The sequence below is a fragment of the Pseudenhygromyxa sp. WMMC2535 genome (genome assembly GCF_011083025.2).
Genome location: NZ_JABJWV010000001.1, coordinates 2,229,738 through 2,254,313 on the forward strand (window position 1 = coordinate 2,229,738; position 24,576 = coordinate 2,254,313).

Annotated in this window: 19 protein-coding genes and 2 pseudogenes; 5 read left to right on the top strand and 16 right to left on the bottom strand. The window is 70.0% G+C overall.

Annotated elements, in window-relative coordinates:
* Positions 1-12: 12 nt before the first annotated feature.
* Entirely contained in the window at positions 13-1,788 is a 1,776-nt protein-coding gene (locus tag G6O69_RS08360) for a collagen-like protein (RefSeq protein WP_176396717.1), read from the bottom strand.
* Between the two features lie 676 nt (positions 1,789-2,464).
* On the opposite strand from G6O69_RS08360, the gene G6O69_RS08365 reads away from it, so the two are divergent.
* A complete protein-coding gene (locus G6O69_RS08365; protein ID WP_172302997.1) occupies positions 2,465-3,046 on the top strand; it encodes a hypothetical protein in 582 nt (193 codons plus the stop codon).
* A gap of 62 nt (positions 3,047-3,108) precedes the next feature.
* Here the strand turns inward: G6O69_RS08365 and G6O69_RS08370 are convergent, their stop codons facing one another.
* The 6 genes and pseudogenes from G6O69_RS08370 to rpsP form a co-directional block, all read right to left on the bottom strand.
* On the bottom strand, positions 3,109-3,510 hold the full coding sequence (locus G6O69_RS08370) for a YraN family protein (RefSeq protein WP_217909796.1): 402 nt from the start codon (positions 3,508-3,510) through the stop codon (positions 3,109-3,111).
* Between the two features lie 121 nt (positions 3,511-3,631).
* On the bottom strand, positions 3,632-4,105 hold the full coding sequence (gene rplS / locus G6O69_RS08375) for a 50S ribosomal protein L19 (RefSeq protein WP_172302999.1): 474 nt from the start codon (positions 4,103-4,105) through the stop codon (positions 3,632-3,634).
* Between the two features lie 594 nt (positions 4,106-4,699).
* Positions 4,700-5,380: pseudogene (gene trmD / locus G6O69_RS41990) on the bottom strand (tRNA (guanosine(37)-N1)-methyltransferase TrmD); the annotation flags it as partial.
* Between the two features lie 59 nt (positions 5,381-5,439).
* On the bottom strand, positions 5,440-6,003 hold the full coding sequence (gene rimM, locus G6O69_RS08385; RefSeq protein ID WP_172303000.1) for a ribosome maturation factor RimM: 564 nt from the start codon (positions 6,001-6,003) through the stop codon (positions 5,440-5,442).
* 3 nt (positions 6,004-6,006) lie between these two features.
* Positions 6,007-6,255, bottom strand: coding sequence for a KH domain-containing protein (locus G6O69_RS08390; protein WP_172303001.1), 249 nt, complete (start codon positions 6,253-6,255; stop codon positions 6,007-6,009).
* Positions 6,256-6,509: 254 nt separating this feature from the next.
* A pseudogene (gene rpsP, locus G6O69_RS08395) lies at positions 6,510-6,731 on the bottom strand (30S ribosomal protein S16); the annotation flags it as partial.
* Positions 6,732-6,930: 199 nt separating this feature from the next.
* Between rpsP and G6O69_RS08400 the strand changes: the two are divergent.
* The gene (locus G6O69_RS08400; RefSeq protein WP_172303003.1) at positions 6,931-8,748 is read left to right on the top strand and encodes a multiheme c-type cytochrome; all 1,818 of its coding nucleotides are present in this window, start codon (positions 6,931-6,933) and stop codon (positions 8,746-8,748) included.
* Between the two features lie 140 nt (positions 8,749-8,888).
* Positions 8,889-10,376, top strand: a complete 1,488-nt coding sequence (gene rimO / locus G6O69_RS08405; protein ID WP_172303004.1) for a 30S ribosomal protein S12 methylthiotransferase RimO — start codon at positions 8,889-8,891, stop codon at positions 10,374-10,376.
* A gap of 1,508 nt (positions 10,377-11,884) precedes the next feature.
* Here rimO and argG read toward each other — a convergent pair.
* Complete coding sequence (gene argG / locus G6O69_RS08410; RefSeq protein ID WP_172303005.1) at positions 11,885-13,120, bottom strand: argininosuccinate synthase; 1,236 nt, start codon at positions 13,118-13,120, stop codon at positions 11,885-11,887.
* A 170-nt stretch (positions 13,121-13,290) separates the two neighbouring features.
* On the opposite strand from argG, the gene G6O69_RS08415 reads away from it, so the two are divergent.
* Both G6O69_RS08415 and G6O69_RS08420 read left to right on the top strand, forming a co-directional pair.
* The gene (locus G6O69_RS08415) at positions 13,291-14,121 is read left to right on the top strand and encodes a class I SAM-dependent methyltransferase (protein WP_172303006.1); all 831 of its coding nucleotides are present in this window, start codon (positions 13,291-13,293) and stop codon (positions 14,119-14,121) included.
* 140 nt (positions 14,122-14,261) lie between these two features.
* Positions 14,262-14,717 carry an Mpo1-like protein gene (locus G6O69_RS08420; RefSeq protein WP_172303007.1) on the top strand — a complete coding sequence of 152 codons (456 nt, stop codon included), beginning with the start codon at positions 14,262-14,264 and terminating at the stop codon, positions 14,715-14,717.
* 137 nt (positions 14,718-14,854) lie between these two features.
* On the opposite strand, the gene G6O69_RS08425 is transcribed toward G6O69_RS08420, so the two are convergent.
* The 8 genes from G6O69_RS08425 to G6O69_RS08460 form a co-directional block, all read right to left on the bottom strand.
* Positions 14,855-16,978 carry a methyl-accepting chemotaxis protein gene (locus G6O69_RS08425; RefSeq protein WP_172303008.1) on the bottom strand — a complete coding sequence of 708 codons (2,124 nt, stop codon included), beginning with the start codon at positions 16,976-16,978 and terminating at the stop codon, positions 14,855-14,857.
* 9 nt (positions 16,979-16,987) lie between these two features.
* Entirely contained in the window at positions 16,988-17,845 is an 858-nt protein-coding gene (locus tag G6O69_RS08430; protein WP_172303009.1) for a CheR family methyltransferase, read from the bottom strand.
* Positions 17,845-19,353 carry a chemotaxis-specific protein-glutamate methyltransferase CheB gene (cheB, locus tag G6O69_RS08435; RefSeq protein WP_172303010.1) on the bottom strand — a complete coding sequence of 503 codons (1,509 nt, stop codon included), beginning with the start codon at positions 19,351-19,353 and terminating at the stop codon, positions 17,845-17,847. Before cheB ends, G6O69_RS08430 begins: the two co-directional genes overlap by 1 nt.
* Positions 19,350-19,874: a chemotaxis protein CheW gene (locus G6O69_RS08440; protein ID WP_217909797.1), complete on the bottom strand. Its 525-nt coding sequence runs from the start codon at positions 19,872-19,874 to the stop codon at positions 19,350-19,352. The genes cheB and G6O69_RS08440 overlap by 4 nt, the downstream gene beginning before the upstream one ends.
* Positions 19,871-22,129: a chemotaxis protein CheW gene (locus tag G6O69_RS08445; RefSeq protein ID WP_172303011.1), complete on the bottom strand. Its 2,259-nt coding sequence runs from the start codon at positions 22,127-22,129 to the stop codon at positions 19,871-19,873. Before G6O69_RS08445 ends, G6O69_RS08440 begins: the two co-directional genes overlap by 4 nt.
* An 84-nt stretch (positions 22,130-22,213) precedes the next feature.
* Complete coding sequence (locus tag G6O69_RS08450) at positions 22,214-23,137, bottom strand: GAF domain-containing protein (protein WP_176396719.1); 924 nt, start codon at positions 23,135-23,137, stop codon at positions 22,214-22,216.
* Entirely contained in the window at positions 23,113-23,502 is a 390-nt protein-coding gene (locus tag G6O69_RS08455) for a response regulator (RefSeq protein ID WP_172303013.1), read from the bottom strand. Before G6O69_RS08455 ends, G6O69_RS08450 begins: the two co-directional genes overlap by 25 nt.
* 129 nt (positions 23,503-23,631) lie before the next feature.
* The gene (locus G6O69_RS08460; RefSeq protein WP_172303014.1) at positions 23,632-24,399 is read right to left on the bottom strand and encodes a hypothetical protein; all 768 of its coding nucleotides are present in this window, start codon (positions 24,397-24,399) and stop codon (positions 23,632-23,634) included.
* Positions 24,400-24,576: the final 177 nt, after the last annotated feature.

Below are 24,576 nucleotides of genomic sequence, written 5' to 3' on the forward strand. Positions count from 1 at the left end.
CCGTGGGAGTCGCTACTCGGCGCACACGCTGGTGACGCGGTAGTAGTAGTAGCCGAGCTCGTCCTGCCAATACTCGCCGTTGTAGTTGTAACGCTCTTCCTCGGGACCCGGCTTGATCTTGATGTCCTCGCCGGCCCCCTCCTCGCCGAGCTTCTTGAGCTTCTCGACGATCTCGTACTCGACCTTGATCGCTTCCTTCTCGAGCTTCTTGATCTCGGCGATCTGGTCGTTGATGCGCAGACGCGCCTGAGCGCCGGTGCGCTCCTTGGCGATCGACAGCGACAGGTCGAGGTTCTCGAGCAAGAGCACCCCGAGGCCGCTGCCCTGGAACTCGCTGCTCTGCTCCTTGAACAGGGTCTCCTGCTCGAAGACCAGGCGGTTCACGTAGTCGTAGTACTTCTCCAGGGTCTTATCCTGGAGCGACTTGCGAGCGACCATCTCCACGAAGGGCTCGAGGTCGGACTGCTCCTCGCGGATCTTCACCGACAGCTCGTAGAGGGCGTAGTCCTCGGGCGCGGAGTCGATCAGATCCCGGAGGTCCTGCTTGGTCTGCACGTAGCGCGAGCTGAACTCCTCGATCGAGGCCTTCGCCGACGCGTAGCGGCAGTTGAAGTAGTAGGTGACCGCCTTGAGGATCAGGCCCTCGGGGTAGAGGTAGTCGTAGAAGAAGGGCGCGTTGAGGGTGTGGATGTACCCGAGCGTGCGCTGGTAGTGGCGGTTGGCCGCTTCGGGCTCGACCTCGACCAGGCGGAACTCGGACCACGCCGCCGCGAACACGGAGTCCAGCCAGTAGGGCGACTCGATGCTGATCTTGTTGAAGTACTTGAGCGCGGTGGGGAACTTGCCGACCTGGTAGAAGATGTAGCCCAGGGCGATGTTGGCGAGCTCCTCGAAGCGCTTGTTTTGGTCCGCGAAGTCGAGCTCGGCCGTGGAGATGCCCAGGCGGCGCTTCTTCTTGTCGGACATGCGCGCGAGCTTCTTGGCCTCGCGGTCGCTCTTCTTACCCTGCATCTGACGCAGCTCGAGGTTCTTGCGGAGGACGTTCTTGAACGCCTCGACCGCCTCGGGGCCGTGGTACTCGCGGGTCTCGGCGACACCGAGGAAGTACTGCGCCGGGATGAAGTAGTCGCTCTCGCGCGGGACCTGAGACAGCAGCGCGATCGCCTGGCCGAGGTCACCGTTGCGGTAGTGGTAGCGGCCGAGCAGGAAGTAGAGCTCGTCACGCACCGAGTCGAAGGCCTCGTTCTCGAGGTCCTGCGGGCGGTAGGTGCCGACCTTCTCGAGCACGCCGGCGCCCTCGGGGAGCTTGCGGCTCAGCGACGCGAGCCAGGGCAGCGTGAGCTGGTGGTAGGGGTGGCTCGGGCCGACGGAGACGATCTCGTCGAAGACCGCGAGCGAGCCGGCGTAGAAGCCCATCTGGAACAGCGCCTTGCCCAGCCAGAACTGAGCACGGGTCGCGTCGCCGGACTGACCTTCGTAGGCGACCTTGTAGAACACGAGGGCGGAGGCCTCGTAGCTCTCGGCCTTGTAGGCCTCTTCGGCCTGGTTTTGCTCGTTGCTGGGCGTGCCGCTCGCTCCGGGAGGGGCCGGCGGGCCGTCCTGTCCGGGAGGGGCCGGAGGTCCGTCTTGTCCAGGAGGGGCCGGGGGTCCGCTGTCTCCGGGCGGCGGCGGCGGTGCGCTGTCGCCAGGCGGAGGTGGCGGCGGTGCGGCGTAAGCCGTCACCGAAGCGACTCCGAACGCGAGGCCGAGGAGGAGCGGGAGTGACTTGAGCAGGCTGAGCTTTTTCATCGCGATCGCTGGCGCGTTGGACCCATGTAGGGGCGACGGGACCTTACCAGCGGCCCGTCGACGATCGCAAGCGCGGCTAGGCGCCTCCAAGCGGGCTTTACGACCGCGACCGGCGAGCCCGGTGTGTTGCGGCACCCGCATTTCCTCCGAGCTGGAGCGAGCGGGACCCGCGACACCCGAACGTGGATCCAAGCCCGAGGCGCACCCCGAGGAGATCGGGACCTGGGGCGCCCTTCGGTGCAGTGCTGGAGCAGGGCTCTTCAACGGCGCAAACCAACGGGAGAGACCCCGGTGCAGATCTAGACGCCGCGGAATTTTCCAAATGGACACCCAGTCTGCGCGCATTGCTCACCCCCAATCCAACCCTCGATGCCAAACGTGAGCCTCGATCGTCGAGATCCGTTCAGGTCACCGAGATCTCTCGTCGCCGCGTCTTCTCGCCGCACGCATCCCCCCGCGCCGACGGCCCCTTCCCGGGGGCGCTGCGTACGACACCAGCGAGCCAGACTGCGCCCCGCGGGGAGAAGCGCGTTCAGCGGAACGTCGTGAACGCGCACTTGACCCTAGATTCTCGACGTGTAGGATGCCGAATGCAGCTCCCCTCGCCCGCTATGCGGCCGTGGCGTCGACGACAACGCCTCTCATAGCGCTCGAGGAACGCACGGAAGACCCTTCGATGCTCATCAACCGCCTGAAGTCCTCCCCCTTCGCTGCTGCGGCGTTTTTCGTCGGCGGTCTCTTGCTGGCTGGGTGCTCCCAGGGTGACGTTGGTGCGCCGTGTAACCACGGCACCGTCGAGCCGCCCACGAGCAAGCTGGTCACCTTCCCCGCGCTCTCCTGTAGCGACCTGCTCTGCGTCTACGGTGAGGAGCAGACGGTGCCCGAGACCGCGTGCTCGTCCTCCGCGGAGTGCAACTCCTCGGCCGGCGGCGACGCCCAGATCTTCGAGTGCGTCAACAATGCTTGCCGCCTCAGCCTCGACTACGTGCTCGAGCGCTCGATGTGCTCCAAGACCTGCTCGAGCGACGACGACTGCAACAACACCTCGCTCAACAACCGCCCCGCGGTCGACGACGACGAGACCTCTTGCAGCACCGGCTTCTCCTGCACCGTGCTTCAGCGCCTCGGCCAGTTCTGCTGCCAGCGCCTGTGCGTGTGCCGTGACGACCTCGACACCCTCGACGACCTCGAGGCCGAGTGCGAGCCGAACACCGGCGAGGCCTGGCTCGAGTGCTACGGCGACGAGGAGACCGGCTGAGCCCGGCACCCCCTCCCTAGCCAAGACGGGCAGCGAAGATTCGCTGCCCGTTTTGTTTTGGTTCAAAACGCGTCGCGCAACCACTCGAGGCGCTCACCGACGACGGCCACCGCGTCGAAGCGAACCGCGACCCGCTCCCACAAGCCCTGGCGGATCAGCCACGCGCTCGCGGCCCGACGCACCCGCGCCTGCTTGCGCGCGTCGATGGTCTCGAAGGGGTGCCCGCGGCGATCGTCGGCGCGGCCGCGGACCTCGACGAAGACGACCGTGACCTCGCCTCCCTCACCCTCCTCGCGGGCGATCAGATCGATCTCGGCGCGCGCGAGGCTGACGTTGCACGCGAGGATCTCCAGACCCGCGCGGCGCAGGAGCTCGGCGGCTCGCTGCTCACCGTCCTGACCACGAGCGCGGGTGTGCTGAGGCTCCACGCTGGAGGTATCGGCCCGCGCGGGCCAGGCGTGCACGCCGAGCGAAGAAAGCTCTGCGCCCCCAGCACGAAGAGCCCGCGACCTCGAAGGTCGGCGGGCTCTCGTTTTCGTTCACCGCTGCGCGCTCGTCAGGCGACGAGACGCGAGGGTCGACGCCTCAATCCTTGGCGTCCTTCTTCTTCTTGCGCTTGGCCTTCTTGCGATCCTTGCGCGCCTTCTTGGCCTCGGCCTTCTCGGCCTTCTCGGCCTCGAGGGCGGCCATCGCCGACTTGTAGTCGCCGACCTTGCGCTTGATGCGGGCGGCGTTGCCACGGCGATCGCGGAGGTAGTAGAGCTTGGCGCGACGGACACGACCGCGGGCGACCAGCTCGATCTTGGTCACGCGCGGCGAGGCCAGGGACCACACACGCTCGACACCGATGTTGTCGGTGACCTTGCGGACGGTGAAGGATCCCCGCAGGCCCTTGTACTTGCGGTGGATGCAGACACCTTCGAAGACCTGAACGCGCTCCTTACCGCCCTCGGAGATCAGGGCGTGGACGGCGATGGTGTCTCCGGGCCGGAACTCGGGGATGTCCTGGCGGACGAGCTCCTGCTCGAGTTCTTGAATCAGGGGGCTGGCGTGGCTCATGAGAAAAACCTCTGCTTGGTGCCTCGGCTGGGCTCCACCGGCCTAGATCTAGGCCGAGGCCGGGAGCAACCCCTCCGCCCGCATCGCCGCGAGGACGAGTTGAGCGAGCGACACGGCCGAGGCACGCGCCGCGGGGGGCTGCGAAATGTCGATCAAAGCCGAGGCGATCGCAAGTCGTCGGCGATGATTGCTCCTCACGTCCTCGTGCGCGCCCTCGCCCGTGTCTAGCGCGAGCCACGCCGAGATCAGCCCCGCCGCCGCGGGATCCTGGGGCTCGCCCAGCCACAGCGCCAAAGGCCCAGGAAACGCCCTTCGTTCGAAGGCAAGGGTATCCAGGACCAGTCGCGGGCCGCGAGGCGGGAGGGGATCTGCGGGGCGCCAGGGGCCGACGCCGACGAACCAGGGCTCGGCGCCGTGGCGCCGACGAAGCGCCCGACGCAGCTGCTTGAGATCCCTCATGTTGGAGCCGATCACTCGAATTCCCCAGCCGGCAGCTGCGGCGAGCTCGCGCAGGACCTCGAGATCTCCCTCGGGCGTGTCGGCGGGGGCGACCAGGGTGCAGGGGTGCTCCGCGGGCAGGCGCCAGCGCGGGCGCAGCTCGGGGCGCAGCGCCCAGGTCCGCAGGCAAGCCTGACGCCGGCGCCACGCTTCGACCTTGCCGTGGTCACCGGCGAGGAGCACCGGCGGGATCTCGCGGCCGCGGAACTCGGCCGGCCGCGTGTAGTGAGGGTGCTCGAGCACCGTGCCCCAGTCGCCCTCGTCGTGGTGGCTCTCCTCGACGATCGAGTCGGGGTTGCCGAGCACGCCCTCGCGCAGGCGGCCGACGGCCTCGATGATCACCGCCGCCGCGACCTCGCCACCGTTGAGCACGAAGTCGCCGATCGACAGGCACTCGTCGACCCAGCCCTCGCGCACGCGATCGTCGATGCCCTCGTAGCGCCCGCACAGCAGCGCCAGGCGAGGCATGCGAGCGAGGCGTTCGGCGGCGCGCTGATCGAAGGTCGCGCCCGAGGGCGTGAGCAGGATGCGGTGCATGGGGCCGCGCGCGGCCGTGACCGCCTCGAGGGCGTCGACGACGGGCTCAGGCTTGATCACCATGCCCGCGCCGCCGCCAAAGGGCGCGTCGTCGACGGTGCGGTGGCGGTCGTGGGTGAAGTCGCGAAAGTTGGTGCAGTGCACCTGCACGAGGCCGCGGGTCACGGCCTTGCCCATCAGCCCCGCGTTGACGAAGGCCTCGACGATCTCCGGGAAGAGCGTGAAGACCTCGAAGGCGATGCCGCCCTCGGCACCACTGTCGGCGCCGCGTTCCGCCTGAGCGTGCTCCTCCACCTCGCTCACCTCGACTCGGGGAGCATGTCGTCGTGGACATCGACGACGACGCGCTGCGCTTCGATCGCGACGATGAACACGGGCAGCGCGGGCAGCAGCCACTCGGCGCCGCGCAGGCGGATCACGAGGAGGTCCTGGAGGCCGTTGCTGCTCAGCCCGGTGATCGTCCCGAGCGACTCGGGCTCGCCGCCTTCGCGCTCGCGCACGACGGGCAAGCCGACGAGATCGTCGAGGTAGTACTCGTCGTCTTCGGGCTCGGGCAGCGCGGCCCGAGGCACGAACACCTCGCGGCCACGCAGGGCGTCGGCGCCCTCGCGGCTGTCCACGCCCTCGAGCCACATGCGGACCATGTCGCTGCCGGGCTTGGGCGCGAAGCGGCTGAGGATCTTGATCTCCCCGGCGTCGCCATCACCCGCGCCCTCTTTTGCACCTGCACCGCGCGTACGCAGGTGCAGCGCGACGCCGGGCTCGAGGGTGCTCGAGGTGGCGTTGTGGAGCTTGACCCGCAACGCGCCACGGACGCCGTGCGCGCCCGCGACGTAGCCCAGCAGGACCAGACGCTCGGACATCGACTACTCGAGGATCTCGAGGTCGGCCCGCTTGCGCACCTTCGACGAGGCGGCGTTGAGGATCGCACGCATCGCTTTGACCGTGCGGCCCTGCTTGCCGATCACCTTGCCGAGGTCGTCCTTGGCCACGCGCAGCTCGAGCACGACCGTCTGCTCGCCAGCGATCTCCGAGACGTCGACGTCCTCGGGGCTGTCGACGAGGGCCTTGGCGATGAACTCGATGAGCTCCTTGAGCGAGACGTTGGCGGACATGATTATTGGGCCTCCGAGAGCGAGAAGAGCGAGAGAGCGTGTCGAGAGCGAGGCAGGAGAGCCGGCTCCCTCCAGCATCCCACAGCCTCGCCATGGCGGCTAGGCATAGAGTGGAATTGGCCGCACCCGGGACCGACCTCGGTGCCCGGGTGGGACGGCGATGATCGCCGATCGATTACGGCCTCCCCCGCCTCGGGAGCAGGGATCGAGAGCGCAGCGGAGCGAGCTCAGGCGGCGGTGGTGGTCTGCTTGCGCAGCAGACGAAGGACCGCGTGGGTCGGCTGGGCGCCGACGCTCATCCAGTACTCGATGCGGGCGCGATTGATCTCGAGGCCACCCTCTTCGACCATGGGGTTGTAAGTGCCGAGCTTCTCGAGAAAGCGCCCGTCGCGGGGCGAGCGAGCGTCGGAAGCAACGATTCGATAAAAGGGGCGCTTCTTCGCGCCACCGCGGGCGAGCCTGATCTTGACGGCCATGGTGCTCTCGGAAAGACTGAACGAGAAATCGGCCGCTCGTGCGGCCAAAGGGCCCGCGAACCTAGCGGGGGCACAGCCCCTCGTCAACCTCGGGGCCGAGCCAGGCCACCCCCGTCCCTCGACATGGGCGCTTGGATCGCGCCTGGATCGTCCCCGAGGCCGCCTTCACGGGCTCTCCTTCGCATCCAAGACTTCGTTCATGAGTGATCGCATGACCTCCGCCGCCCTCGCCCGCTCTGCGTCCTTTTGCCTGCTCGCGCTCGCGGCGGCGACCGGCCTGGCGACCAGCGCCTGCAAGGGCAAGAACGGCCCGGGCTCCCAGGCCAACGGCGATGAGCAGGCCCCCCCGCGGACCACCGACGAGGCCTCGCGCCCAGAGCGCGTGGAGATCGATCTCTTCGCCTTCGGCCGGCAGCTGGGCACGGTGGCACCCTGCGGCTGCACCACCGACCCCCTGGGCGGGCTCCAGTACGCCTTCGGCTACATCGAGGCCGAGTCCGAGGCCGGCCAGCGCCTCATCCTCGAGCCGGGCTCCTTCCTCTTTCCGGATCCCGAGGGCCCCGAGGGCCCCGTCGACGAGGCGGCCTGGGCCCAGGCCGCGGAGCGAGCCAAGCTGCTCCAGTCCCGCTTTTCCCAGCTCGATGGCCTGGTCTCGGGCCTCGGCCCCACGGACTACGCCGAGCCGGAGGCCGGCGCCGAGTCCCTGGCAACCTTCCCCCTGCCCCGGGTCCTGGGCAACGTCGCCCCCACTGAGGGCGCTGGCGCTGGCGAGGGCGCGGCGAACCCCGCGGGCGTGGAGCCGCTGCGGGTGATCTCCCTCGGCCACGGCCTCGAGGCCGCGGTCACGGTCGTCGTCGATCCCGCGCTCGCCGAGGCCGCCCGGGGCAGCTGGGCGGCGGACTTCCCCGCGCTCCAGGCCCCGGTCGAGGCCCTCGCTGGCCTCGCGCCCGCGCTGGCCAAGGCAGATCTCCAGGTCGTCGTCGTCCACGGCCCCCGCGACCTGGCCGAGACCGTGGCCCGCGAGGTCGAGGGCCTCGACGTCGTCGTCATGGGCGGCGTGCTCGAGAACGCGGACCTCGGCCGCCTGGGCAGCGCGCCCGTGCAGATCGGCCAGACCTGGCTGCTCCAGCCCGGGGATCGCGGCCAGAGCATCAGCCACCTCACCTTCTCGCTCAGCCCCGAGCTCCCCGAGGGCGAGCTGCCCGAGTCCTGGACGCTCCAGCCCTCGGCCACGCAGCTCACCGCCGAGCTCGAGCGCCTCGAGTCCAAGCTCGCCAAGCTCGCCGAGGATCCGGCCGCCGACGCGGCCTTCCTCGCCCGCCTCGAGGCCGACCGCGACGCACTGAAGAGCCAGCTGGAGGATCCTTCGATCCCCGCGGAGGTCGCGGGCGCGGTGATCACCGCGCAGACCAAGGTCAGCTGCCGCCTGCCCGAGGACGACGCCGCGAAGACCGCTCTGTCGCGCTACGACGGCTGGGTGGCGCAAAAGAACGCCGAGCGCTTCGCCGGCGTGAAGCCGCCCGAGCCGGCCCCGGGCAAGCCCGGCTACGTCGGCGTCGAGGCCTGCGCCGACTGCCACGAGGAGGCCGTCGCGCTGTGGAAGACCACGGTCCACGCTGGCGCCTACGAGACCCTGGCGGTCGCCAACAAGCAGTACGACCTGTCTTGCGTGGGCTGCCACGTGACCGGCTTCCGCGAGCCCGGGGGCAGCGAGGTCGTCGAGAACGAGGGCCTGCGCGACGTGCAGTGCGAGCAATGCCACGGCCCCGGGAGCCTCCACGTCGAGGATCCGCGCACCGACAACATCCAGCTCGAGCCCCCGCGCAGCCTCTGCCTGGGCTGCCACACTCAGGACCACTCCGACACCTTCGACTTCGAGCCTTACCTGCGCGACGTGCTTGGCGAGGGTCACGGCGCCGACGCCCGCGCCGCCTTGGGCGAGGGCCCCACGGCGCACGCGCTGCGCCAGGCCGGCCTCGAGGCCGCGGGCGGCGGCTGCGAAAAGTCCAAGATGTGAGCACGCGGCGCCCTCCCCTCGCCCCTCGCCCCTCGCCCCCTCCCCCTCGCCCCCTCCCCCTCGCCCCCTCCCCCTCGCCCCCTCCCCCTCGCCCCCTCCCCGTTTGCGGGACGCCGGGTCTGGGGCTACACGTCGACGCCATGTCCCTGACCCTCCCGGTGATCGGCGGGCGCCCGAGCGCGAGCTCGAACGTCAAAAAGAAGGTCTACTTCGTCAGCCTCGGCTGCCCGAAGAACCAAGTCGACACCGAGGTCATGCTCGGCGTGGTCGAGGCTGGCGGCCACGAGCTCGTCGACGACCCCGAGGCCGCCGACACCTTGGTGGTCAACACCTGCGGGTTCATCGACGCGGCCAAGGAGGAGTCGATCGAGACGATCCTCGAGCTCGCGGCGGTCAAGACCGGCGCGACTCGGGGCGAGGGCAGCGCGGCCAAGCAGCTGGTGGTCACCGGCTGCCTGAGCCAGCGCTACCCCACGCAGCTCGCCGACGAGATGCCCGAGGTCGATCACTTCCTGGGCAGCGCCGACATGCTGGGCCTCGAGCGGGTCCTCGCCGGCGCCGCCCCGCGCCTCGGCGTCAGCGAGCTCGACCGTCGCGCGTGGCTCTACGACCACGCCACGCCGCGCCGCACCTACGGGGCCGGGCACAGCAACTTCGTGAAGATCGCCGAGGGCTGCGACCGCCCCTGCGGCTTTTGCATCATCCCCAAGCTCCGCGGCCCGCAGCGCTCGCGGCCGGTCTTCGACATCGTCGAGGAGGTCCACGGCCTCGTCGAGGCCGGCACCCGCGAGGTCTGCCTGGTCGCCCAGGACCTGACCACCTACGGCACCGACTTCGCCGCCCGCGGCATGGCGCCCTCGAACCTCGAGGGCCTGCTCGACGCCCTGGGCGAGATCCCGAAGCTGCGCTGGATCCGGCTGCACTACGCCTACCCGACCGCCGTCACCCCGGGGCTGATCTCGCGCATCGTCGAGCACCCCAAGGTGGCGACCTACCTCGACGTGCCCTTGCAGCACGTCGACACGGGGGTGCTCAAGAGCATGCGCCGCGGCTACACGGAGAAGGTCGTCCGCCAGCTCGTCGAGGATCTGCGCGCGGCCGAGGCCCGCGCGGGCAGCCGCCTGTGGCTGCGCACGACGATGCTCGTCGGCCACCCGGGCGAGGACGAGGCCGCCTACGCGCGCCTGCGCGAGTTCGTGGGCGAGGGCCAGATCGATCACCTTGGCGTGTTCCCGTGGTCGCGGGAGGACGGGACGGTGTCGGCGATGCAGCCCAAGCGCGTGGACACGGCGGTCGCGGAGGCCCGGGCGACGGAGCTGATGCAGATGCAGGCGGAGATCCGGGCGCGCAAGTTCGAGGAGATGATCGGGGAGGTGATCGAGGTGATGGTGGACGGGCTGTCGGCGGAGAGCGAGCTGCTGCTCGATGGGCGGCACGAGGGGCAGGCGCCGGAGATCGACGGGAAGGTGATCCTTTGCGACGGGACGGCGGAGCCGGGGGAGGTGCATCGGGTGCGGGTCCTGGATGCGACGGACCACGATCTGGTGGCGAGCTTCGACCTCGAGCGGATGCCGGGGGATGAGCTCGATGGGGGGGATGACGATGATCTGGTGCCGGTGGATGACTGAGGGGGTCTGATCCGGTCTTTGGACTCGGGGGTGCTTGCTGGCGGGGGTCTTCGGTCTTTCGACTCGGGATGCTTGCTGGCGGGGGGTCTTCGGTCTTTCGACTCGGGGTGCTTGCCGGCGGGGGGTCTCCGGTCTTTCGACTCGGGGTGCTTGCCGGCGGGGGGTCTCCGGTCTCTGGACGAGGGAGCTCTCGGTAGCGAGCACGCGCACGGGCCAGCAGGGGACCCGCTGGCCTCAAACAAACGCTGACTGCGGCCGCGTCTGCGTGGGCGGTTGCCTTCTTTGATGAGGGGAGGCGCGTCGAAGGTGGGGTGCGTACGCTAAACTCGGCCAACGGGTCCCCTGCTGGCCCTTTTGTGCGCGTCTTTTATTGGGGAGCTCTCTGGCCCTGGAGAGGGTGAAGGGGTCTCCGATCTGGGGGACGGTCGGGCTCTATCCTCCTTCTCGCGCCGCTTCGTCGAAGCCTCCAAGAGCTTCTTCGTAGAACGGTCCAAACCTCCCCTCGCCCCCTCGCAGCTAGCTTTGCGACGGAGACTCACTCCTCCAACGAAGCGCCCCTCCACCTCCCTCTCGATGGAGACTCTCCTCCAACAAAGGCACCCCCTCCGCCTCCCCGCGGCGGAGCCACTCCCCGACAAAGACGCGCACAAAAGGGACAGCAGGGGACCCTCTGGGCGAGTTTTGCATACGTACCCAAACTTCGGAGCCACACCTCTCGCAAAGGCCAACAACCCTCTCACAGCCACCCCGTCGGAGTCCGCAAGCCTGTCTGAGCCCAGAGGGTCCCCTGCTGTCCCGTGCGCGTGCCCGCCGGCCAAGAACACCCTCGCAAAAGACCAATCCGATCCTCACCCCCAAGAACATCCCCGCAAAAGACCAACCGGCCCCCTTCCCGACGAAGACTCTCCTCCAACGAAGCCCCCCTCCGCCTCCCTCTCGACGGAGACTCTCCTCCAACGAAGCCCCCCTCCGCCTCCCTCTCGACGGAGACTCTCCTCCAACGAAGCTCCCCTCCGCCTCCCTCTCGACGGAGACTCTCCTCCAACGAAGCCCCCCTCCGCCTCCCTCTCGACGGAGACTCTCCTCCAACGAAGCCACCCCCTCCGCCTCCCCGCGGCGGAACCACTCCCCGACAAAGACGCGCACAAAAGGGACAGCAGGGGACCCTCTGGGCGAGTTTTGCATACGTACCCAAACTTCGGAGCCACACCTCTCGCAAAGGCCAACAACCCTCTCACAGCCACCCCGTCGGAGTCCGCAAGCCTGTCTGAGCCCAGAGGGTCCCCTGCTGTCCCGTGCGCGTGCCCGCCGGCCAAGAACACCCTCGCAAAAGACCAATCCGGCCTTCACCCCCAAGATCATCCCCGCAAAAGACCAACCCGATCTTCACCCCAAGATCATCCCCGCAAAAGACCAATCCGATCCTCACCCCCAAGAAAAGAAGAAGGCCCCCAGCCAGCACGAAGCCGAACCAGGAGCCCCCCTCGAGAGCCCTCGAAAACGAGCGCTCACCCCACGATCTGCCCCGAGCGCGCGAGCGCCTTCGCCTCGACCTCGAGCACCTCCACGAAGCCCTGCGAAGACACCGGGTTGAGCCCGTCGCTCGCCTCCATCGACGCGTCCGCCGGGTTGTAGAGCGAGTGCGGGCAGTCGCGCAGCGCCTTGAAGAAGATGTTGCCCTTGTAGAGCCCCAGCTCCACCGTCCCCGTCGCAAAGTCGGCCAGCACGTCGACCGCCGCGAGGATCGCCCGAGCCTGGGGATCGTAGAGCCGGCCGTCGTAGATCTGCTGGGCGTAGTTTTGCGAGAGCGTGTGGAAGAGCTGCGTCGAGCGGCGGTCCATCACGGCCTGGTAGACCACGCGCAGGGCGTAGCCGAGCAAGGTCAGGCCCGGCGCCTCGTAGACCCCGCGGCTCTTGGTCCCGATGATCCGGTTCTCGAGCGCGTTGTTGAGGCCCACCCCGTTGCGGCCCGCGACGCGGTTGGCCGTCAGCATGCACTGCAAGGGATCCATGGCCTGGCCGTCGATCGCCACGCAGTCGCCCTTCTCGAAGCGCAGGCTGACCGTCTCCGTGGTGTCCGGGGCGTCCTTGGGCCACACGCACATCAGCGGCTCGACGATGGTCATCGTCGTCTCGAGGTCCTCGAGGTCCTCGGCCTCGTGGGACAGGCCGGCCAAGTTGGCGTCGGTCGAGTAGCGCTTGCGCTCGCCGCCGGTCTCGACCTCGATGCCCTGCTGGGCGAGGTAGCTGATCATCTGCTTGCGCCCGGGGAACTGCTCGAGCAGCGCCGGGTCGCGCCAGGGCGCGTAGACCCCCATCTTCGGGGCGAGCACGTTGGTGTAGCGCTCGAAGCGGAGCTGGTCGTTGCCGCGGCCCGTGGCCCCGTGGGCGAGCACGGTGCAGCCGCGCGCTTGCATCGGGCCGAGCAGACCGCGGACCGTGACCGCGCGGGCGATGCCCGTGGTGTTCCAGTAGCCGCCGTCGTACACGGCCTGGGTGCGGATCATCCGAAAGCAGGCGCGCGCCATGTCCTGGCGAAGATCGACGATCACCGTCTCGGCGCCGGTCGGGCGCATCTTCTCGCGCACGCCCTCGATGCTCTCCTCGTCCGGCTGCGCGAGGTCAGCGGTGAAGCACACGACATCGACCCCGGCCTGCATCAAGCGCGACGCCACGGTCTTGCTGTCGAGCCCGCCGGAGACGCACAGACCGACCCTCTTGCCCTCGAGTTGGTGAAGCTTCACGGGCGCACGCTACTGGGGGATGTGCATGAAATCCAAGGGGCCGCTCGTGGGAAAACTCGCCTTGGGCGGGCGCGAGCGGCAATTCCCCCGGGTTCGGCCAACATGCAGGGTTTTTCGACATGCACTCATGCAGATCATATGCATGAGCCCTGGCGCGTTATTCTCGCGCCGTGTCCACCCGAGTGGTCTCCGACTCCCGCGAGCGCGACTTCGCGGCCGGCCACGCCATCGGCGAGCTCGAGTTCGAACTCGCCGGCGGGCGCGCGAGCTTGCAGGCCCTCGAGGCGCGCGAGCCCCTGGCCAGCGAGCTGAGGATCCTCGAGCGCAGCTTCGAGGCACACGCGCAGCGCCAGGTTCGAGAGCTGCTCGAGGTCGGCTGCGGCCTGGGGACCACGCTGATCCCCCTGCTGCGCCGCGGCTACTGGGTGCGCGGCCTCGACATCCAGCGCGAGGCGGTGATCGCCTGTCGCCACCACGTCCAGGCCTGCGGGCTGTCGACGCGGGTCCACCACGGCGACGCCCGCACCGTCCTCGCCGAGGCCGAATTCGACGCCTGCCTGCTGCTGCGTGGTCGCCTCGCCCTGCTCCCCGAAGAGCCCGCCCAGCTCGAGGCCCTGCGACGGCTCCGCAAGGCCCTGCGCCCCGGCGGCCTGCTGATCCTCGATCACCGCAACCTGCTGGCGATGTGGCCGGTGTTCGGCCGCAAGCGCGTGCGCCACGAGAGCCTGCCCGACGGCCGCGCGCTCGAGCTCGGTCGCCAGGCCACGATCATCTCCGTCGAGGGCCGCGTGCACGAGCGGCGCTGGGCCGCGGTCGGCGGGCAGTACTTCGAGCAGCACGATCACCTGCGCATCACCACGGTCAGCGAGACCTGCTCGCTGCTGCGCCACGCGGGCTTCGACCTCGCGGCGATCGAGGCCCACCCCCTGCCAGAGGGGCCTTTTGGGACAAATCCGGACGATCCTGCCTACGTGTGGATCGTCGCGCGCCGCCCGCACTGAGTGCCCTTGGCCGTCTTCCCGCCCGCGCGGGCGCTTCTTGCTTGACCCGGGCGCCGGGACCTCGACTAAAATCCGGTTCGAGTCGAGGTTTCGGGTGTTTACTTGGTCCCGGCCCTCTTCGACGGATACACGAGGCAGACATGCGAAGCACACAACAGTGGCTGGATGCGTACGGGGAGAGCCATCAAAACCCGACCAATAAAACGATCCATTGGATCTGCATCCCCTCGATCATCGTCAGCTTGCTCGGGCTGCTCGCGGCGATCCCCGGGCCCTTCGAGGGCGTGTGGCTCAGCTGGGCGACGGCCTTCTTGGCCTTCGCGGTGTTCTACTACGCGATGCTCTCGATCCCCCTGGCCATCGGCATGGCGGCCTTCGGCATGATCGTGCTGACCATCGTCAATTTCATGGCCGGGCTCTCGACGCCGCTTTGGGCCAGCTCGCTGACGATCTTCGTGGTCGCCTGGATCGTGCAGTTCATCGGCCACAAGATCGAAGGCAAGAAGCCCTCCTTCTTCGAGGACCTCCAGTTCCTGCTGATCGGCCCGATGTGGCTGCTCGCGGCGCTCTACCGCCGCGCAGGGATCATGTACTGAGCGGGGCGCAGGCCGACGCCCCCAGCGCCTGACACCCCGCCAGACAAAGACGCTCGCGCGAGCGCCCAACGAAGGGCCGACTCGCGCGAGCGTTCGTTTTTGTGTTCGTGCCTGGGACGAGACGAGCCGGGCCGAGCTCAGGCCCCGCGGAAGCGACCGACCCTGGCCTGGAGGGTCTCGGCCATCTCGCGCAGCTGTCCGGCGGCGTCCTGCACGTCCCCGGCCACGCTCGAGGCCCCCTCGGCGGTCTCGGCCACGGCGACGATCGTCGTTGCGATCTCGTTGGAGCGCTTGGCCGCCACGCTGACGTTGCGGCTGATCTCGCTGGTCGTGGCGCTCTGCTGCTCCACGGCCGCCGCGATCGCACTTTGGATCTCGTTGATCTGCTTGATGATCCCGCCGATGTCGCCGATCGCGGTGATCGTGCTGTCGGTGCTCTTTTGGATCGCGGTGATCCGCTCGCTGATCTCGTCGGTCGCGGTGCTGGTCTCGCGCGCGAGCTCCTTGACCTCGTTGGCGACCACCGCGAAGCCGCGCCCGGCCTCGCCGGCGCGCGCGGCCTCGATGGTCGCGTTGAGGGCCAGCAGGTTGGTCTGCTGGGCGATCGAGGTGATCAGCTTGACGATCTTGCCGATCTCGGCGCCGGCGACCCCGAGCTCGTGCACGGTGTCGTTGGTCGTCCGCGCCACGTCGACGCCGCGGGTGGCGATCTTCGCGGCCTCGATGGTGTTCTTGGCGATGTCGCGCATGCTCGCCCCGAGCTCCTCGATGCCGGCGGCGACCGTCGACATGTTGCTGCCGACGTCGGCCGCGGCCTCGCCGACCGCCACGACCCCGGCCGAGGTGTCCTCGGCGTTGGTGGTCATGCGTTCGCTGAGGCTCGAGAGCTGGCTCGAGGCGGCGCCGACGAGGTTGGCGTTGCGGGCGATCGCGCCGATGCTGTCGCGTAGATCCGCGAGCAGGCGCGCGAGGCCGCGGGCCATCGTGGTCAGCGCGTCCTCGCTGCCCTCGTACTGCGCCTCGATCTCGATCTCCCCGCTGAGGTCGCCCTCGGCGGCGGCGTTGACGACCGCGAGCATGGCGTCGACGCGGCGCACGAGCTCGTCGGCGTCGCGCCGGGCCTGGTCGCCGAGGCGGACGATCTCCTCGGCCTGGCGCCGGCGCTCGGTCGCGTCGACGGCGTAGACGACGATCTCCTTGGGCCGCCCGTCGAGGCCGAGGATCGAGTTGTAGCTGGCGTTGAGCCAGATCGTCTCGCCGTTGGCGAGCAGGTAGGGGAACTCGCCGGCCATGAACCCGCCGCCGAGCAGCTGGGTCCAGCGCTCGCGGTACTCGGTGCTCTGGGCCTCGACCTCGCCGACGAGCTCGGTGTGGTTCATGCCCTCGATCCTCCCGTTCGGGTAGCCGAGCAGCGCGCACATGTTGTCGTTGGCGACGGTCACGGTGCCGTCGAGGGCGACGTGCATCTTGCCCATGGCCCGGGAGATCGCCTCGAGCTGGGCCTCGAAGTCCGCGGCGCGGACCTTGGGCTCGGTGATGTCGCCGGTGTAGATCACCACACGCCCGGCGGGGTCGGCCTCGCTGCCGAGGGGCATGTACTGGCTGGTCAGCCAGATCTCTCGGCCACCGCGGCCGCGATGCAAGAAGTCGCCGCCGTGGATCTTCCCGGCGCGCAGGGCCTCCCACAGCTCGCGGTACTCGCTCGTCGACCGCTCCGGGGCGGCCACGAACTGATCGTAGCGCTTCCCGAGCAGCTCCTCGCGGTCAAAGCCGAGCAGCTCCGCCAGCCCCTCGCTGACCTCGGTGATCTGCCGCTCGCGGCCGAGCTCGAGGCGCAGGGAGAAGGTGCGCAAGCCCTCGAACTCGGCCATCGCGACCGGGCCGAAGCGCGTCGCCTCGCAGCCGTCGAGGGCCGTCCACTGGAGCAGCGGGCCGTGGTAGTCGCCGCCGACGTAGAGCGCCGTGGCCTCGACGCGGATCTTGGCGTCGCCGAGGCTGAGCTCGGTGGTCCACGGCAGCCGGCCGCGATCACGGAGCTCGGCGGCGTCGCAGAGCAGCGCGAAGGACTTGCCGACGGAGTCCCCGGCGGTCCAGGGCAGCGCGGGGCCGAGGGCCTCGAGGGCGCGCAGGGCCGCGGTGTTGAGGTAGCGGATACTCAGGCCGGGATCGAGCAGGATCACGGCGTGGGCGAGGGAATCGAGCATGGCCGCGGCGAAAGCCGGGCGCTCGAGGACAGCGGAGGTCGCGGGTTGCTCGGACATGTTCACTCCTTAGAGAGGCGTAGCGGTCGAAGTAGGTCGGTAGAAGCGCCAGCGTTTGCGTTGGACCGCCTCGAAGGCGGACTTGATCGGGAGAATCTCGGCCCCGCCCACGGCCATCAGGCCGTCCGGGGCGAGCTGCCTGGCCGCGCGGGCGAGCGCGAGCTCGCGGCGGTCCATGGGCCAGTAGAGCAGCACGTTGCGCAGCAAGAGCAGGTCGACGCTCGGCAGCGCGGGCCAGGGATCGATGAGGCTCAGGTGGCGCAGCTCGACGAGCTCGCGCAGCCGCGGGTGGATCCGCCAGCAGCCGCCCTCGTCCTCGAACCAGCGCACGAGCATGGCCGCCGGCAGCCCGCGGTTGATCTCGCCGCGGGTGTAGCAGCCGGCGCGCACGCGCTCGAGGTTGCGGCGCGAGACGTCGGTGGCGATCAGCCGCACCCGGCCCGCGGCCAGGGCCTCGGGGAACCAGGTCGCGAGCAACATCGCCAGGCTGTAGGGCTCCTGCCCGGTGGAGCAGGCCGCACACCAAAAAACCACGGGCTCCCGCCCCCGGGCCGCGTCGAGCAGCTCGGGCAGCACCCAGGTGCGCAGCTCGTCGAAGAGCAGCGGGTCGCGAAAGAAGCTGGTCTCCGCGTTGGTCAAGCGCTCGGCGAGCTCGCGGGCGAGCGCGCCCCTGCGGTTGCAGGCGGCCTCGACCAGGACCTGCTCGAGGCTCAGCCCGCGCTCGCGCATGAATTCGAGCAGCCGCGCCTCGACCATCCCGACCTCACCGACCGAGAGCTGCACGCCCGTGTGCTCGGCGACCATGACCGCCAGCAAGTCGAGCTGCTCGGCGCCCAAGGCCGCGCTCGGGCGCGGGGCCGTGCCCATCACTGTCGACCCTCCTGCGCACCGAGCTCGCCCACGAGCGCGACCAAGGCGTCCGGGAGCTCGTCGGCCTCGAGCTCGCGCTCGACGAGGCCGGCCCGGGTCACGGCGCCGGGCATGCCCCAGACCACGCTGCTGTCTCGATCCTGCGCGAACACCCGGCCGCCCGCGGCGACCAGCTCGCGCGCGCCCTCGCAGCCGTCGGTGCCCATGCCGGTGAGCACCACGGCCACGGCGCGGTCGCCCACGCTGCGCGCCGCCGAAGAGAAGAGCACGTCGGCCGCAGGTCGGCAGCCGTGGATCCGCGGCCCGCGGCTGTGCTCGAAGCACAGCAGCCCGCGCTCGTCACGGCGCAGGCGCAGGTGGGCGGTGCCCGGGGCCAGCCAGACCCCGCCCGCGGTCGCGATCTCCCCGGGCTCGGCGACCTTGACGTGCAGCCCCGAGGCCTCGGCGAGCTGCTCGGCGAAGAGCGGGATGAAGTCCTCGGGCAGGTGCTGGACCACGACCACGGGCACGGCGAGCGGCCCTGGCAAGGCGGTGAGCAGCTGCGTGAGCACCATCGGGCCGCCCGTCGACGCGGCGATCAGCAAGACCTCGGGCTCGACCCACTCGCCGGGCGCCGGCGTGAACTGAAAGGCGGGCGCCGAGGCCACGGGGGGCGGCGCGGCGAGGGCGGGCATGGCTCGCTCCCCCAGGGCCTCGATCCGCCGGCCGAGCTGCTCGCGCACGTAGTCGAGGCTCTGCTCGATGCTGTCCATGCGCTCGGGCTTGAGCAGGTAGTCCCGGGCCCCGAGGCGCAGGGCCTCCACGGTCTGCTCGGCGCCGCGCTGGCTGTGGCTGCTGAACACGATCACCTCTGTGTTCGGCGAGACCTCGCGCAGCTCGCGGAGCAGCTCGATCCCGTCCATCTGAGGCATCTCGAGGTCGAGGATCAGCAGCTCGAGCTGCTCCGCGAGCACCCGCTCGAGGGCTACGCGACCGTTGGCCACGGCGCCGACGAGCTCGACGTCTTCGCGCCCACGCAAGGCGAGCTCGATCATCCGCCGGGCGATGGCCGAGTCGTCGACGATCAGCAGCCGCCGCGGAGGCAGGTCCCCCGCGCCCACGGGCCCGACCTCGCAGCGATCGAGCTCGGGGAAGTCGAGCAGCTCGAGCTTGGCCGCCAGACCCTCGACGGTGCAGGGCTTCATCACGAATTCGTCGGCCCCGGCCTCGAGGGCCTCGTTGATCGCCTCGATCTGCGCGCGGATCGTCAACATGACCAGGGCGCAGCGGTGCATGCGAGGCTGGGCTCGCCACTCGCGGATCAGGTCGACGCCCTCGGCGTCGGGCAGGCCCCAGTCGACGAAGGCCACCCGCGGCAGCTTCGAGCTCCCGGCCACGAAGCGCCGGGCCTCGCCGGCGCTCGCGACCTCGGCGACCACGAAGCCGAGCTCCTCGAGCATGCTGCGGACCACCCGGCGGGTCGTCCGGTTGTCCTCGACGAGCAGCGCAAGCGAGCCACCTTTCACGGCGTGCGCTCCTCCGCGGCCTGGACCTCTCCGCGCGCGCTCGCCAGCAGAGCCGCGGCGTCGAGCAGGAGCAGCAGGCCCTCGTCGAGCTCGTGGACGCCGCGGATCAGCGCCCGCGCCCGGCCGCGCAGGCTCGGCGGCGGCGGCTGGCAGCTGAGCTCGTCGAGCTCGAGCACGTCGCCGATCTCGTCGACGACCAGGCTGATCGGGCCCTCGCTGGTCCGCAAGACCAGGTTGTGCGCCTCGCTCTCGGCCGCGTCCTCGTCCCCGGGCACAGCCGAGCCCGCGCCGATCTCCGCGCAGGCCAAGGGCCGCTTGGCGAGGCCGAAGCAGACCCGCAGATCCAGGGCCGGGACGATCTCGCCGCGCAGATTGATCAGCCCGCAGACCGCCGGCGGAGCCAGCGGCACCGGGGTCATGGCGCGCACGCGCAGGACCTCCTGGACGTGCTCGATCTCCAGGCCGAGGTGCTGCCCGGCCATCCAACAGGTGCAGACCTGACGCCGCGTGTTCGTCATCATCGTGTGTGCTCCTTCGAGAAGCTCGAGGTCCCCAGGCGCAGCGCGCCCTCGACGTCGAGCAGCTCCGTGACCTGGCCGTCAATCACCAGCGAGCCGAGCACCCCCGGGCGAGCCGCGGGGCGCTGGACCGGCGCCCCGCTCTCGATGATGTCGAGGAGCTCGTCGACGATGATCCCCGCGGGCCGGCCGTCGACGCGGTGGATCACCAGCTGCAGGCGATCGAGCTCGCCCCCGATCTCCCCAGGCGCCTCGGCGCGCGCCCCCGCGCCGAGCTCTCCTCCGAGCAGCCGCGAGAGCCGGACCAGGGGCACGATCTCCTCGTTGTGCTGGATGACCTCCTGAGGGCCCATGCGCTCGACCCTCGAGGCGTGGATCTCCTCGAGGCGCGAGACCTCGGCCAGGGGGATCGCCAGGCGCTCGGCGCCGGCGCTGCGACACAGCAGGTACTGACGCTGCGGGCCGGCCGTGGCGTTCCCGCGCCGCCGCGCCGGCTCCTCGACGAGCTCGCGCTGGGCCTGCTCCTGCTCCCCCGCGAGGACCTCGTCGAGCAGGCCCGCGCGCGCGGCCAGGCCGACGCTGTCGAGGATCAGCGCGACCGCGCCGTCTCCGAGCACCGTCGCGCCCGCGTAGCAGCCGAGCTCGTCGAGCACCGACCACAGCGGCTTGACGACGATCTCCTCGGTGTCGTGGACGGCCTCGACGAGCAGGCCGTAGCGCTGCTCGTCGGCCTGGAGCACGACCACCGTCGCGTCTCGCGGCTCGCCCTCGCTGGCGCCCTCACCCGTGAGCTCGGCCTCGCTCGGCCCGCCGCGGCCCTCGCCGAGGGCCAGGGCCCGGGCGAGGGCGGTCATCGGCAGCAGGTGCCCGCGCAGGCGCAGGACCGCCGCCCCGTGGATCGTCGCGAAGCGCTCGCGGCGAGCCGCCGCCGGCACGCGCACGATCTCGATCAGGTTGACCTGGGGGATCGCAAAGCGCTGTCCGGCGCAGGTCACGATCAGCGCCGGGACGATCGCCAGGGTCAGGGGGATCTTGACCCGGACCGTGGTCCCACGCCCGAGGCGGCTGTGCAGCTCGATGGTCCCGCCGAGGCGCTCGATGTTGGTCCGGACCACGTCGAGGCCCACGCCGCGACCGGAGAGCTTGCCGGCCTCGCTGCGCGTGCTGAACCCGGGGACGAAGAGCAGCTCGTGCAGCGCCCGCTCGTCGAGGGCGTCGAGGGCCTCCGCGCTCCACCCGAGCTTCGCGGCCCGGCGGCGGATCTTTGCCGGGTCGACGCCGGCCCCGTCGTCGCTGATCTCGAGGTTGACCAGGCCGCCCTCGTGAAAGCCCCGGATGCGGATCGTGCCCTCGCGGCCCTTGCCGGCCGCCGCCCGGCGCTCGGGCGTCTCGATCCCGTGATCCACGGCGTTGCGCAGCAGGTGGGTCAGGGGGTCGTGCAGGGCCTCGACGATCTGCTTGTCGAGCTCGGTCTCGCGGCCAAAGATCTCGACCCGGGCGCGCTTGCCGAGCTCGTGGCAGAGGTCGCGGACGACCCGTGGGAAGCGCGTCCAGATCGTGCCGACGGGCTGCATGCGCGTCTTCATGGCCGCGTCCTGGAGCGCCATGGTCACCTGATCCAGGCGCTGCGCCGTGGCCAGCACGGCGCTGAGCTGGCCCTCGCTGGCGTGCTGGAGGATCTGGTTGCGCGCCAGGACGAGCTCGCCCACGAGGTTCATCAGGCGATCGAGCAGCGCCACGTCGACGCGGATCTTGCTCGCCGCGGTCGCCAGCTCGCCCTCGCCCTCGTGCTCGGCGAGCGCGAGCAGCTCCTGGCCGGGCTCGGGCCCGCCCTGGCCGGGCTGCTGTCCGCCGCCCAGCCAGGGCGCGAGGCTGCGCAGCGCGGGCCCGACCTCGGGGGCCTCGAAGCTCGCCCCGGGCTCGAGCGCCGCGAGGCGATCGACCATGCGGCGCAGCAGATCCACGAGCCCGAGCAGCGCGTCGACGACCGGCCCCTCGAGGTCGAGCTCAGCGCTGCGCACACGCCCGAGCACGGTCTCGCCCGCGTGGGTCAGCGCCTCGAAGGGCTCGAGGGCCAGCAGGCTGGCGTTGCCCTTGATCGAGTGCAGGGCCCGGAACGCGGCGGCCATCGCCGCCTCCTCGCTGGGGTCGCGCTCGAGCGAGAGCATCGCGTCCTCGAGCTGGTCGATGTGCTCCCGGCTCTCGAGGGTGAACTCGGCCAGGATCTCAGCCATTTGTTCGCCGAGCTCGATGGTCATCGGGGTTCTCCAGACATGGGGGTGGGTAGCGGCCAGCCCTGAGCGCCAGGGCTGGCGTCGATGGTGGTGGCGGTCATCGGCGACTCAGCGCTCGGCGACGCCGATGAGCTCGGGGATCTGCGCGGGCCCGCGGGTGTGCGCGGCGACCAGGGCCGAGCCCGCGTGGGCGGCGAGCAGGCGCAGCAGCGCGCGGTCGAGGTCCGTGAACCCGCGCAGCTTGTGGCCGAGCAGACCCCAGGTCAGCACGAGGGCCTCGAGGCGGCCGTCGACGACCAGGGGCAAGCAGGCGCTCATGCCCGCGCCGCGGCCGACCGCCGGCGGCCCGCCGACGCTCGCGCCCTTTTGCGAGGCCAAGAAGGGCACCGGGCGTGGGCTCGTCAGCCGCGCGATCAGCCAGGCCTCGCCCGCGTCCTCGGCCTCCGCCTCGAGCAAGATCGGCTCGCGCCTGACCTCGTCGAGGCCCATGGACGCGCGCAGCTCGAGGCGGCGCTCGCCCCCGTCCTCGCGCAGCTCGAACACCCCGAGCTCCTCGCAGCCGATCAAGTTGATGATCACCTCGAGGATCGCCGCGCGCACGCGCTCGCGGCTCTCCGCCTCTTGCAGCTGCGAGCCCGCGACCCACAAGTTGAGCAGGGTCTCGCGCCGCTCCTCGACGCTGATCATCCGCGAACCGAGCGCGGCCACGCTGCGCTCGGCGATCTCGAAGCGCGTGATCAAGGTCTGACGCTCGCGCTCGCACCCGCCGATGCCCTCGTCGAGGGCCGAGAGCAGCTCGGCCAAGCTCGCCTGGCTCAGCGCCCGGCTGCGCCGCAGGGGCTCGCCCCCCGCCGCCGCCTCGGAGATCTTGGTCTCGAGCTCGCCGAGCTCCCGGGTCAGGCTGATCATCAGCAACGAGCGCTGCTCGCTGTCGGCGGCCAGCATCGCCAGGGCCTCGCGGGTGCGCTCGAGCGCCGCGAGCAGGTCCTCCTCGAGTTCCATGGGGATCACGAGCCCGCCGCCTCCTCGCACCGATCGAGGTGCTCACGGATCTTGTCGAGCAGCTCGCGGGCGTTGAAGGGCTTGGTCAGGTAGTCCGTGCAGCCCGCCGCGAAGCCCTCGGCCACGTTGACCGACTCGCTGCGGGTCGTGACCATGATGATCGGCACGCTCGCGAGCTCGGCGTCGGCGCGCATCGCTCGAACGGCCTGAAAGCCGTCCATCTCGGGCATCATCACGTCCATGAGCACGAGGTCGGGCCGGCGCTCGCGGGCGCGGTCGAGGGCCGCGCGGCCGTTGGCGGCGGTGTCGATCTCGTAGCCGGTCTCCGCCAGCATCGCGCGCTGGAGCATCAGCGCCGTGCGGCTGTCATCAACGAGGAGGAGCGTCTTGGCCATGGGTCCTTTCGGGATCGAGGGGATCGGAGAGAAGAAGAGGGAGAGAAAAGAGAGAGGGGAGAAAAAGAGAGGGGGAGGAGCGCCCCCCAGGCCTCCGCGCGGATGCGAGCGAGCTCAGCTCAGCTCAGCTCAGCTCACGGGGCTGAGCTGCGCGAGTTCGTCGCAGAGCATCGTCCAGGTCGCTCGCGCGGCGTCGATCTCGTCCACGCGCATCAGCGAGTCGGCCACCCCAGCCTCGCGGACGATCCGACTGAGCTGCATCATCGCGACCGAGCCGCCGCCGTGGAGCACCCCGAGCAAGGGCACCGCCGCGGCGAGGATCTCCAGCCAGCGGCGCACGTGGTCGAGGCTGGGCGCGGGCGAGGGCCGGAACTCACCGGCGTCCAAGAACAGCGCCAGGCTCGAGCTGCGCTCGCGCATCTCACATAGATGCTCGTCGAGCTCGCGAGCGAAGAGCTCGGCCAGGCCCGGCTCGAGCCGGCCGCTGAGCCCCACATAAAGCATGCAACGTGACTCTCGGGCGCTCGACAAGCGACGCAGACAGCAGCGCCGCTCGATCACGCCGCGGATCAGCAGCGGCCCGACCCGCCCGCGGTTCTCCCGCAAGCACGCATAGATCCGCGCCTGGTCTTCGCCCTCGGGCTCGTGAAAGTCGACCCAGGCGCCGACTGGGCCCACGCGGTCGTCGACCCTGATCCAGCGGACACAGGCGACCAAGCTCAGGCATACGCGCTCGCTCACCTCCAGCTCGATCACCAGGCCGTCACCGGCGGTCAGCTGCTTCGCAGTTTCGCTGCGCAGGAAGCCGCCGCCAGCATGAAGTTCAAATTCCCCCTCGGAACGCCACGCGCACCCGAGGTCGGATAACTTGCCAAAATTCGTACAGTGCTCCGTCATGAGGCGCACGAGACTCACCACCAGGTAAAGGTCAAACTCCAGGGCTTGCCCTCAACCTATGTCACCTTTTGAATCATGGCAATGACTCAATTGCTTCTATTCTACAAACACCGCGCGGGCACGCCCCTGAGCGCCGTTATTTTACGGAGCTTAAAAATGAGCACACCCTGAGAACGG